Origin of the sequence: Haliea salexigens DSM 19537 (genome assembly GCF_000423125.1) — a bacterium.
GTDB lineage: Bacteria > Pseudomonadota > Gammaproteobacteria > Pseudomonadales > Halieaceae > Haliea > Haliea salexigens.
On the sequence record NZ_AUHJ01000006.1, the window covers coordinates 197,187 to 209,830 of the forward strand.

Genomic DNA, 12,644 nt, shown 5'->3' on the forward strand with positions numbered 1-12,644 from the left:
CCACCCGCGGTGCTTCCTCAGCCCGCGGCCGGTTGCCGCCAGAGCGGTGGCACAGGGCGCGCCAGCATAGCGTTCAGCTCCTGCACGTTGGCCTCAAGCAGCGCGCGATAGCGGGACTGATCAGCAAGGTTGTGCGCTTCTCCGGGATCTGCTTCCAGATCGTACAGAATGTGCACATTCGCCACGGTGTGCCAGATGTGTTTGTAGCGTCCACGCCGCAACATCGGGAATCCCTCCAGAGTGCCGCAGAATACGGGTCGCTCAGAGGGTTGCTCGCCCCCCGCGAGCACGCGCAGCAGGCTTCTGGAGTCCAGGTCACTGCAGGGAGCGGGCAGCCCCACCAGATCGAGGACGGTGGCAACGTAGTCAAAACTCTGCACCGGCTCGGTCACCCTGCGAGCACCACTGACCCCGGCCCCAGTCATGAAGAAGGGCACGCGGGCGATGTCATCGAAGGGTAGCCAGGGAATCTTGCCGAGGAAACCGCGGTGGCCGCCGTAGTCGCCGTGATCAGAGAGAAAGATCACCAGTGTGTTGCTGAGGTCTACACCTGCAAGCAGCTCACCGATCTTGTCGTCGACATGGTTGATTCCCGCGCGTATCGCGGCCAGAACGTTGGGCAGGTGCTCGGCGGGGTGGTGGTCCACGCGATCGGGCTCGAAAAACGTGCCACGCGGGTGGCGCACAGTGATGTTGGAGAAGGGCCAGGGTAGGCCGTTGTTGCTCTCCATGCCGGATTGCGGCAGCACCTGGTCTGCTGCGCGATAGCGAGAAGCATAGGGCTCGGGGGGGCTGTAGGGTGTGTGTGGGTCGGTGTAGGAAACCACTGCAAACCACGGTTTGCTGCGCCGGGCCGGGGTGTCAAGGAATTGCCGGGCGTGGTGGGTGATCCAGTGCGTGGGGTGATACTCCTGCGCATAGGGGAAAACGCGCGGCATGCCTGGTCGCTGGAAGCGCACATCTTCGCGGCCGGTGGCGTTGATCCAGCGGCGGTAGTCGTCGGCTTCATCACGCGGATAGCCTGCGGGCAGGTGTTCGCACATGGCCATGGTGTCAAAACCGTGCTGGGCACGTATGGGCGAAAAATGCATTTTACCAAACAGGGCTGTGTCGTAGCCCGCATCCCTCAGCGCATGCGCCAGCGTCCAGTAACCTTCGGTCAGTGCCAGGCCACTGGCAGTTTTGGCGCGCGGTCGGTCGCCACCGCCGCGGGGTACACGGTGAGGGAGTAGTCCCGTGAGCAGGGAGGAGCGTGCCGGGATACAGGCCGTGTCGCTGCTGTAGGCGTGCGCGAAGATCACGCCACCTGCCGCCAGCGCGTCCAGGTGCGGCGTGTCGGTTGCCTCTCCCTGACGACTGTAACCGAAGGAGTCGTGGCGCTGCTGATCCGTCATCAGCAGGAGGATGTTGGGTGTTTGCGGCATGGGGTTTGATTCTACACGGGTAGCGCGCGTTTGCGGCGCAGGAAAGGCTTTTCCAGCCACTGATAGCTTGCCAGGGAGAGCGCCAGCGACAGCGCGAGCGCTGCCGCGGGCATGAGATAGAGCCAGCCTGACGCATGGTACGCTGCGGCGCCCATGGATTCGCGCATGGGATAGATCAGGTAGAACAGTACGGGCACATGTACCAGGTACAGTGAATAGGAGAGTTTGCCGACAATTGCCAGCCCACGATTCACCAGCAGGCCTTTCGCGGGTAAATTCCCGAGCAGCAGGCAGAGGATGATAACCGCCCAAAGTGCCGCCTCGTAGCTGTGGTGGATGTGCCAGCTGCTTTCTGCAGCTCCCGTTCCCATCTGTGTCACAGCCAGCAGAAGGCGCTCGAGCAGTACGAGGGCTGTCAGCAGCAGCAGTAAAACGCCCCAGCGCGCAAGCTGGCGCTGCCGTGACCAGGCCGGTGCCTGCAACAGGCGCAGCCAGATTGCCGCCGCTATTATACCGGCAAGGAAAGCGGGCGCGCGCGCAAATACCGATTTGGTGAGCAAGAATGATTTATCGCTGGCCAGTTCCCCAAAGAGCACAAGGTTTGCATAGCAGGCTGCCCAGGCCAGCAGCAGGGCGATGCACAGCAGACGTGGCCAGCGGCCCCGTGTCCAGAGCACCATGCCGACCGGTAGCAGAAGGTAGAATTGCACCTCCGTCACCAGCGTCCACCAGACAACACTGTAGGGAAAGGCCTGAAAGCCAACGAACTGGAACAGGGCTGCCCGGGCGACGGTGGCGGTATTGCCGGTAAGCAACCAGGTCAGCAGCAGGGCAATGTAGTAAAGCGGCACAATGCGCAGTGCCCGCGCTTTGAAGTAGGCGGCCAGTAGCGGCTTCGGTTGCGTCGCGTCTGCAGCGTGGCGCAGCCAGGGCAGAGAGAGCAGGAAACCACTCAAGACGAAAAACAGGGTGACGCCGGTGTTGCCACCCGCAATCAATGAAAGCCCCGGCGTTGCACTGCTGGGTAACTGCAGGCTGCTGAGCCCCCAGGCGTGGAACAGGAACACCAGCAAAATCGCCAGGCCTCGCGCACAGTCCAGCTCACGCAGGTAGCGGCGACGGTCGCGCAGGCCTTCTGCGAGATCCAGTGTTGAGGTGACCGTTGCTCCGCTGGGAGTGGCCCCGGAGGGGTTCAGCATGGCGAGCCGGTTTCCGGTCTCCAGCGGTAGGTGGCGAGTGCGATACGATCGCCAGTGCGCAGGGGAACGCCCTCACGCAGAAGCCGCTCGCGCTGCAAACGGCCTGCGGCGGAGTCCGCGGGCAATGCCAACTTGCCGGCGCTGTTGATCACCCGGTGCCAGGGAACACGCGTATCGCCAGGCAGCTGGCGCAGGGCCCAGCCCACCCGGCGGGCCGCGCGCCCAAGCCCCGCGAAACGCGCAATGTCGCCGTAGGTCGACACCCGGCCCCGGGGGATACCGGACACGACCTGCCAGATGCGTTGGTTAGTGCCTCGCGTGCCTGTTTCCACGAACCGTCTCACATTGCGCCTGGCGCGTATGGTGTTATTTTTCGCCGCCGGGGGCAAGCCATCTGCACAGCCCTTCTCCTGCGGGCGCGCGGCACTTTACTTCGCTGCGCGCACTGCGCAAGATTGACGCAGTTGAGTCCAGTGATGATCGCCATGACGTCCGACATGCCCGAGTATCTCCCGCTCAAGGTTGCCAATGCGCTGCTGCCGGATGCGCCAGCCTTGCGGGCTCAAATGGAGCAAGACGGCTACCTGTTCCTGCGCGGCTTGTTGCCGCCGGATGTGCTGCATGCCGTGCGTGAGGACGTTACCGGCGTATTGCAGGCGATCGGCTGGATACGCGGCGGGCCAGACCGGTTGGCGGCACAGGCGCAGGTGCTGCCCTGTCGCGAGGGCGAGCCCCGCTATTTTGAAGCCATTGACCGAATCCAGCGGCTGGAGAGCTTCCATTCCCTGGCCCACGAGCCGGCGTTGCTGCAACTGATGACCTTGCTACTGGGGGAGGGCGCATTTCCTCATCCACTCGGCGTCATGCGCCTGGTCTTCCCCGACAACCCCGAGGTCACCACCCCGCCTCATCAGGATTTCCGTAACAACCAGGGCACCCCGCGCCTGACCGCAGCCTGGATACCACTGGCTGACTGCCCCCTGGACAGCGGCCCGCTGGCGATTCTGCCCGGTTCACACCGCAGCGGGGTGCTGCCCTTGTCATTTCACCTCGGCCCCGGCAACCGACAGGCAGTACTGCCGGAGGAGCTGGCCACTGCGCGCTGGGCAACAGCGGATTTTTGCGCCGGGGATGTGCTGTTGTTCCCGGCACTCACGGTACACCGTGCCCTGCCCAACCGGCACCCGAGCCGCATGCGCCTGTCCGTGGATTTCCGCTACCAACCGGCCGGAGAGCCGCTGACGGAACAATGCCTGCAGCCGCATTTTGCACGCCAGTCCTGGGATGAGATCTATCGCGGCTGGCGCTCGCCTGATCTGCAGTATTACTGGCACAAACGGCACTACACGGTTGTGCCCTGGGATGCATCGCTGCACGCCCTGCCAGAGGAGCACTAGGACCAGGCGTTGCGTGAAGACATGATCTACGAGCGGCTGCGGCAACGGCGTTTTCGCAATCGCGAACAGCCTCGGGACGAAGGTTGAGTAGCGCGGTCCTGTCTACCAGCTGACCGGCACCTGGTTCAGGGGCGCGGCGCTTTGGCCGAAGAACCAGGTTTCAATGGCGTAGCGTGGGCGCTGGAAGTCGCTGCGGTATTGTGTGCGGTGCAGGAAAAGGTGATCGAACAGCAGTGCATCGCCCGCGTTAAACACCGGCGCGACGGGCGGTGTTTCACGGAAGTGGTCGTTGACCGACTCCGGGCTCACAGACCAGTCGAAGAGTGCGCCATTGGCAGCGACAATCTCCGTCAGGCGCGTCGGCACCACGTCCATGCCGGGCGCTCCGGTGTCTCCGCCGCAGCGTGTGAGTGGTATCCAGAGGTTGATGCTGTTGATGTCTGCGCCCATGAAGGCGCCATCCTGATGCCATCCCGCCTGGTGCACGGGCAAACGGGTCTTGCGCAGCACCCATTTTTTCACCGACAGGCAGGGCGCCTCACCCAGGTAGTCGGTCAACAGCGCTTTCAGGCCAAGGCTGGCGTACAGCTCAAGCAGGGACTCTGCCACGCTGGGCGCTTCGGCGCACATGGCAGAACCGGAGTCGCGGTGAAAGGCCCGTGAGCGCCCCAGCTCACCCCCCGGCATTTTCTCGCGCAGAGCGTCAGGCGGGGCAAAGTAATGCCGGGTGAACGGCTTCGTGCCTTCACAGGCGGCGGTAACACGATCAATGGTCCGCACCAGATCGGGATGCAGCGATTCGGGGAGCAGGTTACGCACCAGTAGCGCCCCGTGGCTGCGTACCGCTTCGTGCAGCACTTCTGCGGTCAGCTGCGGGGCCCGAATCTCCGGCAGGCCATTGCTCAGAGTCCACGTGGTGCTCGACTCCCCGGCCATTGCCGCGCCGCTAGCGGGGGTGGCTGCAGCCGGTTGCCAGTTGCGTATCCGCTGCGTCAGGCGCTCTGCATCATCCTCTACGCAGCGGTTTTCCAGTTCGGTCACCTTGGGTGGCGGTGAGTGCATCGGGGGTCGGCTCCTGCCGCGTACGAAGGCGGCCGCGGGGTGGTCATTCACCCCGGTATGGTCAGGCTTTTCGCGAGGAGGGGCAAGTCGGGGCCGGTTGCGCCACGTTGTATTTCACCATTAAGACCCCATACTGTGTACTCAGGAGGGGCTTCCCATCATGCGATTGTTGATTCTGTTATTGCCCTGGCTGGAGCTGCTGACCCTGATCCAGCTGGGCATTGAGACCAGTGCATTGACTGCACTGGCCTATGTGCTGTTCACCCTGCTGCTGGGGTTCTGGCTGCTGCGCCGCCAGGGTATGGACATTTTCCAGCGCCTGCGTGACGCCCAGCAGGGCGCGGTACCCGGGCCGCAGCTGTTGCTGGATGACATGGCGATGGGCCTGGCAGCCGTATTGCTGATGGTGCCTGGCCTGTTGTCGGACGTGGCGGCCCTGGTGGTGATGATCGGGCCATTGCGGCGGCGCCTGGTGCGCTGGTTGAGTGGCCCGCAGGCGCAACCCTATCGCCCGGAACAGGACAGTGCCGGCCCCACCACGCTGGAGGGGGAGTTCCGTCGGGTTGATGAGTAGGTCTCCCCTAACTCTCTGAAAAATATAAATAAAGTGATTCTGTCTCGAATGCGTTTGCGAGACGATGCCCGGCCCTGGCGCCGGTGCGCCCATAAATCTGGCACTCTCGGAAAAAGAGTGCCAGAAATCCCTTGAATTCTTCCCGCAAGCCCCAATATCCCGAGCAAGCCCCGAAGGGGTCTGCCCAACGCGGGCCTGTATAACACTGTAATCAGGAGAACGTGATCAATGAAAATTCGTCCGCTGTACGACCGTGTGGTCGTTCGTCGCAAGGAAGAGGAAGAAACCACGGCTGGTGGCATTGTCCTGCCGGGTTCCGCCAAGGAAAAGCCGAACCAGGGTGAAGTGATTGCGGTTGGCGACGGCAAGGTGCTGGAAAACGGCGAGCTGCGTGCCCTGGCCGTCAAGGTCGGCGACAAGGTGGTGTTTGGCCAGTACGCCGGCAGCAACACTATCGAGGTCGATGGTGAAAAACTGATCATCATGGGTGAAAGCGAAATCTTCGCAATCGTCGAGTGACTTTCAGCCGTTTCCCAACAATCTAGTATTGAATTAAAGGATTCTGATCATGGCAGCTAAAGATGTAATTTTCGGCGATGACGCGCGCCAGCGCATGCTGAAAGGTATCAACGTACTGGCCGACGCAGTAAAGGCCACTCTCGGTCCCAAGGGCCGCAACGTCATTCTGGACAAGTCCTTCGGTGCCCCTACCGTAACCAAGGACGGCGTATCCGTCGCCAAGGAAATCGAGCTGAAGGACAAGTTCGAGAACATGGGCGCACAGATGGTCAAGGAAGTTGCCTCGCAGGCGTCTGACCAGGCCGGCGATGGCACCACCACCGCCACCGTTCTCGCACAATCCATTGTTAACGAGGGCCTCAAGTCAGTGGCCGCCGGTATGAACCCGATGGACCTGAAGCGCGGCATCGACAAAGCGATTGCTGCCGCGGTAGCGCAGATCCAGGACGCCGCCAAGCCCTGTGAAGACAGCAAGGCGATTGCCCAGGTGGGCACCATCTCTGCCAATAGCGACCACGCTGTGGGACAGATCATCGCGGAAGCGATGGACAAGGTCGGCAAGGAAGGCGTGATCACCGTGGAAGAAGGCTCCGGCCTGGAAAACGAGCTGGACGTGGTAGAAGGTATGCAGTTCGACCGCGGTTACCTGTCTCCCTACTTCATCAACAACCAGGAGAACATGAGTGCCGACGTCGAGTCGCCCTTCATTCTGCTGGTCGACAAGAAAATCTCCAACATCCGCGAAATGCTGCCCCTGCTGGAGCAGGTCGCCAAGTCTTCGCGTCCCCTGGTGATCATTGCCGAAGACGTAGAAGGCGAAGCCCTGGCGACTCTGGTGGTCAACAATATGCGCGGCATCGTCAAGGTTGCGGCCTGTAAAGCTCCCGGCTTCGGCGATCGTCGCAAGGCGATGCTGCAGGATATCGCCATCCTGACCGGCGGTACCGTGATCTCCGAGGAAGTGGGCATGGACCTCGAGTCCACCACGCTGGAGCACCTGGGCAGCGCCAAGCGCGTGACCATGGACAAGGACAACACGACCATCATCGACGGTGCTGGTGAAGCTGCAGCCATTGAAGCCCGCGTCAAGGAAGTGCGTGTACAGATCGAGAACACCTCTTCCGATTACGACCGCGAGAAGCTGCAGGAGCGTGTTGCCAAGCTGGCCGGCGGTGTTGCCGTGATCAAGGTAGGCGCTGCCACCGAGATCGAGATGAAAGAGAAGAAAGCCCGCGTTGAAGATGCTCTGCACGCCACACGTGCCGCGGTTGAAGAAGGCGTTGTGGCTGGTGGTGGTGTTGCGCTGGTGCGTGCCGTGGATGCCATCCGCGACCTCAAGGGCGACAACGAAGACCAGAACCACGGTATCGCTGCAGCGCTGCGCGCCATGGAAAACCCCCTGCGCCAGATCGTTGCCAACGCCGGTGGTGAACCTTCGGTAGTACTGGACAAGGTGCGCCAGGGCAAGGGCAACTACGGCTACAACGCAGCGACCGGTGAATACGGCGACATGATCGAGATGGGTATTCTCGACCCCGCCAAGGTCACCCGCACTGCATTGCAGGCCGCGGGCTCCGTTGCCGCGCTGATGATCACCACCCAGGTGATGATCGCCGATTCACCGGAAGACAAGTCTTCCGGCGGCGGCATGCCCGATATGGGCGGCATGGGTGGTATGGGCGGCATGGGCGGCATGATGTAAGCCGGCCAGTCCCATAGCCCTGAAAACCCCGCCTTGTGCGGGGTTTTTTTTGTCTGCTGACATCGGCACGGGAGCAGTTACGAAGACGCTGGCAGCGTGTACAATCAAGCGGGTTTTATAACGACAACAAGGAAACTCCTATGAACATGTTTATCGTCGATTTCGTTTTTCGTTGGGCGCACGTGCTGTTCGGTATCACCTGGATAGGCATGCTGTATTACTTCAACTTCGTGCAGACCGAGTACTTCAAGGAAGCCGAGGCCGGTGCCAAGGCGGACGCCATGAAGAAGCTCGCGCCCCGCGCTCTGTGGTGGTTCCGTTGGGGCGCCATGTTTACTTTCCTCACCGGTTTCATTCTGCTTATGGCGGCGCGTCCCTTTGGCAATATGGGCGCCAGCGCGTTGATCCTCATGGGTTCCCTCACCGGCACGTTGATGTTCCTGAACGTCTGGCTGATTATCTGGCCCAACCAGAAAATCGTGCTGGGACTGGCGCAGGGTGATGGCCCGGTCGCTGCGGCCAAGGCCGGCCTGGCGTCGCGCACCAACACCCTGTTTTCAGGGCCTATGCTGTTCGGCATGCTCGGCGCCAAGCATGCACCGTTCCTCACGCCCAGCACCACGGGCCTGATTGCCTGTGCCGCGCTGATTCTGGCGCTGGAAGCCAACGCGCTGTTCGGCAAGCAGGGCCCCATGACCAAGGTGGTCGGGGTGATTCACATGAGCATCCTGCTCACTGGTGTCGTCTGGGCGCTGCTCGCCTTCCTGTAATGCCCTCTGCGCCGGGCCGCCAATCTCGCCCGGCGCAATCCTGCCTCTTCCGCACTTGCCGCTCTGCAACCGCTGCGCTGCCCATGTATAATGTCCGTCTCATTTCACGCCAGTGACCTACCATGTCCCAGGACGATATCGACCATATGCCGCCCATTGTTCCCTCGCGGGAGACCGAGCAGGAACCTGTTGCACCCAAGCCACGCGGCAGCAAACCGGACAAGGGGCGCGCGGGTAACACGCGGCCGCCTGCGGGCGGTGGTGGCGGCACAGCGGCTGGTAGCAGCAGCTTCCTGGTGCGTCTCATGCTGGTCATCGCGCTCGCCGTGGCTGGCGTTGCCTGCGCCTGGGCTTACCAGTTGCAACAGGCGCTGGATGGCAGCGCGGCTCAGATGGAGCGTTACGCCAAGCGTATTTCCGACCTTGAGGACCGGCTTTCAGATACCGATGAGGGCCTCAGCCAGAACACGCAGGCCATGGCGGTCAAGATCAAGGAGCTGTATTCCGAAGTCGATAAGCTGTGGGCCTCTGCCTGGCGCCGGAACAAGGCGGCTATCGAGGAGCTGGAGAAAACCAGCGCCAGCCAGGTGAAGAAAGTCGCCGCCGCCGAGAAAACGCTGGCCGCGAATGCCGATCAGATCAAAAGCGCCTCCGGCGACATCGCGCGCCTGAAAAGCGTGGCGGGCGATCTTGAGCGCCTGATGGCCAGCGCCAAGGCCAATCAGGCCGAGGTGGAACGTGTTGCAGACAGCGTCAACCGGGTGAACGTGGAGCTTGCCAAGCTGAACAAGCGGGTGCAGGAAAACGAGGACTGGGTGAACTCTATCAACACATTCCGCGGCCAGATCAACCGTTCGATTACTGACCTGCAATCTTCCGTGCGCAACCTGCAGTCAGCGCCCTCTACTCCCTAGACAGACAGCAAGGACTCCTGCCATGACCGTTATCCGTCAGGATGATTTTATCGACAGCGTTGCCGACGCCCTGCAGTTCATTTCCTACTACCACCCGCTGGACTTCGTACAGGCCGTGCACCGCGCCTGGGAGATGGAGCAGAACCCGGCAGCCAAGGATGCGATGGCGCAGATCCTGATTAATTCCCGTATGTGCGCCCAGGGCCACCGGCCCATCTGCCAGGACACCGGTATTGTGACCGTGTTTCTGAAGATCGGCATGAACGTGCGCTGGGATGCCACCCTGTCGGTAGCGGATATGGTCAATGAAGGTGTGCGCCGCGCCTACACCCATCCGGATAACGTACTGCGTGCCTCCATCCTCGAAGACCCCGCCGGTGCGCGGCGCAATACCAAGGACAACACCCCCGCCGTGATCCATATGGAGGTGGTGCCGGGCGACACGGTGGATGTGCAGGTGGCGGCCAAGGGCGGTGGCTCGGAGAACAAATCCAAGCTGGCCATGCTCAACCCCTCCGACAGCATTGTGGACTGGGTGGTGAATACAGTGCCGACCATGGGCGCTGGCTGGTGTCCGCCCGGCATGCTCGGTATCGGTATCGGTGGCACGGCTGAAAAGGCGGCCGTCATGGCCAAGGAGTCCCTGATGGACCCCGTCGACATCCATGAGTTGCGTAAACGCGGCCCCGCCAACCGCGCCGAGGAACTGCGTCTGGAAATCATGGATGCGGTCAACCGGCTGGGCATTGGCGCCCAGGGCCTGGGCGGCCTCACCACCGTGCTGGACGTCAAGATTCGGGATTATCCGACCCACGCGGCGTCGTTGCCGGTGGCGATGATTCCCAATTGCGCGGCTACCCGCCACGCACATTTTGTGCTCGATGGCAGTGGCCCCGCGCTGCAAACGCCCCCCAACCTCGACGATTGGCCGGAGATTACCTGGGAAGTGGGTGAGCAGGTGCGGCGTGTCAACCTGGACACGGTGACGCCGGAGGAGGCGGCCCTGTGGCAGCCCGGCGATACACTGCTGTTGTCGGGCAAGATGCTTACCGGGCGCGACGCCGCGCACAAGAAGATGAAAGAGCTGATCGACAGCGGGGAAGGTCTGCCGGCGGAGGTCGACCTGAAGGGCCGGTTCATTTATTACGTGGGTCCCGTCGACCCGGTGCGAGATGAGGTCGTTGGGCCTGCAGGCCCCACGACATCGACCCGCATGGACAAATTCACCGACTTTATCCTCGATAAAACCGGCCTGCTGGGCATGATTGGCAAGGCGGAGCGCGGGCCCACCGGCATTGAGGCGATCAAGAAGCACAAGGCGGTGTATCTTGTGGCGGTAGGGGGTGCGGCCTACCTGGTATCGAAAGCCATTACCTCGGCGCGTGTGGTGGCCTTCCCCGAGCTGGGCATGGAAGCCATCTACGAATTCGAGGTGCAGGACATGCCGGTCAGCGTGGCGGTCGATTCGCGCGGCGTTTCCGTGCATGAAACCGGTCCGCGTATCTGGCAGGCGAAGATCGAAGAGCAGGCGCTTGAGCTGATCTGAGCCGCGCGCTCACACGCTCATGACAACCTTCTACTGGCACGATTACGAAACCTTCGGGGCTGACCCGGCCTGGGACAGGCCCGTGCAGTTTGCGGGCCTGCGTACCGATGCCGACCTCAACGTCATCGGCGACCCGCTGGTACTGTATGCCCGCCCCGCGGATGACTTCCTGCCACACCCCATGGCGTGTTTGATCACGGGCATTACCCCGCAACTTGCACTGGAAAAGGGCGTGGCGGAGTGCGAGTTTATTGCCCGCATCCACGCCGAGTTGGCTCAGCCCGGCACCTGCGCGGTGGGTTACAACTCGCTGCGTTTCGACGATGAAATCACGCGCCATACGCTCTATCGGAACTTCTTCGACCCCTATGCCCGCGAATGGCAGAACGGCAACTCACGCTGGGACATTATCGATTTGCTGCGCACGGCCTGGGCGCTGCGCCCGGAAGGCATTGAGTGGCCCCGGCGAGAGGACGGTCATGTCAGTTTCAAGCTGGAGCAACTGACGGCAGCCAATGGCATTGCACACGGCGCCGCCCACGATGCCCTGGCCGACGTTGAGGCGACCCTGGCGATGGCGCGGCTGGTGCGTGAACAGCAACCCAAGCTGTATGCCTGGGTGCTGCAGAGTCGCGACAAGCGCTGGGTGCAGGGGCAGTTGCAGCTGGGTGCATTGAAACCCGTCGTGCACATTTCCGGCATGTTCGGCGCCGAGCGCTTCAACACGGCGCTGATTGTGCCGCTGGCAACACACCCGAAAAATCGCAACGAAGTGATCTGTGTCGACCTGAATGACGACCCGGCGGTGTTGCGCGAGCAGCCGGTGCCGGCGCTGCAGCAGACGCTGTTTGCGCGCCGCGAGGCCCTGGCCGAGGGGCAGCAGCGCCCGGGCCTGAAGACGGTACACACCAACCGCTGCCCGGTGCTGGCGCCAGCGAGCATGGTGACCCCCGAGGTCGCTGCGCGCATTGGGCTGGACGGTGCGCGCTGCCGGCGTCATCTCGCGGCCCTGCGCGACTGGCACCAGGCCGATGCGCAGGGCATGATCGAGAAATTGCAGGCCGTGTACGCGGGACGTGAGTTTGCACCCGTCACCGACCCCGATCGTATGCTCTACAGCGGCGGATTTTTCTCCGATGGGGACCGGCGTGCGATGGATCGGGTGCGCGCCGCCAGCCCGGACGCGCTGGCTGGAGAGTCCTTTGTGTTTGAGGATGCCCGCCTGCCAGAGATGCTGTTTCGCTATCGTGCGCGCAATTTCCCCCACAGCCTGGCGGCCAGCGAACGCGCCCAGTGGGACGAGTTCCGGCTGCAGCGGATCGCCGAACCCGATGCCGCCTCCGCGCTCGGTATGGAGGCTTATCAGGAACTTGTCGACGCCCTGCTGCAGGAGGAACGTCCAGCGCGCGAGCGCGTGGTGCTTGAGGCGCTGCTGGAATACGGCGACGCGCTGCTGGCCTGAACGGGCCATGGGCAAGCGGCCAGCGCAGGCCGTATAATAGCTGCGCGCGAGTGCGAGATACCGCGCTTTGCCAGA

12 protein-coding genes are annotated in these 12,644 nt (G+C 62.5%); 8 read left to right on the forward strand and 4 right to left on the reverse strand.

Annotated elements, in window-relative coordinates:
• Positions 1-17 precede the first annotated feature (17 nt).
• From G533_RS0108990 to G533_RS0109000, 3 genes are read right to left on the reverse strand one after another with little or no spacing between them, the layout of a single operon-like run.
• Positions 18-1,424: a sulfatase family protein gene (locus G533_RS0108990; RefSeq protein WP_027949672.1), complete on the reverse strand. Its 1,407-nt coding sequence runs from the start codon at positions 1,422-1,424 to the stop codon at positions 18-20.
• Between the two features lie 11 nt (positions 1,425-1,435).
• The gene (locus tag G533_RS21285) at positions 1,436-2,623 is read right to left on the reverse strand and encodes an acyltransferase family protein (protein WP_051230139.1); all 1,188 of its coding nucleotides are present in this window, start codon (positions 2,621-2,623) and stop codon (positions 1,436-1,438) included.
• Positions 2,617-2,955, reverse strand: a complete 339-nt coding sequence (locus G533_RS0109000) for an MGMT family protein (protein WP_027949673.1) — start codon at positions 2,953-2,955, stop codon at positions 2,617-2,619. The genes G533_RS21285 and G533_RS0109000 overlap by 7 nt, the downstream gene beginning before the upstream one ends.
• A gap of 144 nt (positions 2,956-3,099) precedes the next feature.
• On the opposite strand from G533_RS0109000, the gene G533_RS21290 reads away from it, so the two are divergent.
• A complete protein-coding gene (locus G533_RS21290) occupies positions 3,100-4,020 on the forward strand; it encodes a phytanoyl-CoA dioxygenase family protein (protein WP_051230140.1) in 921 nt (306 codons plus the stop codon).
• 102 nt (positions 4,021-4,122) lie between these two features.
• On the opposite strand, the gene G533_RS0109010 is transcribed toward G533_RS21290, so the two are convergent.
• A complete protein-coding gene (locus G533_RS0109010) occupies positions 4,123-5,082 on the reverse strand; it encodes a phytanoyl-CoA dioxygenase family protein (protein WP_027949674.1) in 960 nt (319 codons plus the stop codon).
• Positions 5,083-5,242: 160 nt separating this feature from the next.
• On the opposite strand from G533_RS0109010, the gene G533_RS0109015 reads away from it, so the two are divergent.
• The 7 genes from G533_RS0109015 (at position 5,243) to sbcB (ending at position 12,569) form a co-directional block, all read left to right on the forward strand.
• The gene (locus tag G533_RS0109015) at positions 5,243-5,656 is read left to right on the forward strand and encodes an FxsA family protein (protein ID WP_051230141.1); all 414 of its coding nucleotides are present in this window, start codon (positions 5,243-5,245) and stop codon (positions 5,654-5,656) included.
• Positions 5,657-5,884: 228 nt separating this feature from the next.
• A complete protein-coding gene (locus tag G533_RS0109020) occupies positions 5,885-6,175 on the forward strand; it encodes a co-chaperone GroES (RefSeq protein ID WP_027949676.1) in 291 nt (96 codons plus the stop codon).
• Positions 6,176-6,224: 49 nt separating this feature from the next.
• Entirely contained in the window at positions 6,225-7,877 is a 1,653-nt protein-coding gene (gene groL, locus G533_RS0109025) for a chaperonin GroEL (RefSeq protein WP_027949677.1), read from the forward strand.
• A 140-nt stretch (positions 7,878-8,017) separates the two neighbouring features.
• Positions 8,018-8,647, forward strand: coding sequence for a urate hydroxylase PuuD (locus G533_RS0109030; protein WP_205622590.1), 630 nt, complete (start codon positions 8,018-8,020; stop codon positions 8,645-8,647).
• Between the two features lie 122 nt (positions 8,648-8,769).
• A complete protein-coding gene (locus tag G533_RS0109035) occupies positions 8,770-9,561 on the forward strand; it encodes a coiled-coil domain-containing protein (RefSeq protein WP_027949679.1) in 792 nt (263 codons plus the stop codon).
• 22 nt (positions 9,562-9,583) lie between these two features.
• Positions 9,584-11,107 carry a fumarate hydratase gene (locus G533_RS0109040; protein WP_027949680.1) on the forward strand — a complete coding sequence of 508 codons (1,524 nt, stop codon included), beginning with the start codon at positions 9,584-9,586 and terminating at the stop codon, positions 11,105-11,107.
• Between the two features lie 19 nt (positions 11,108-11,126).
• A complete protein-coding gene (gene sbcB / locus G533_RS0109045) occupies positions 11,127-12,569 on the forward strand; it encodes an exodeoxyribonuclease I (protein ID WP_027949681.1) in 1,443 nt (480 codons plus the stop codon).
• Positions 12,570-12,644 lie beyond the last annotated feature (75 nt).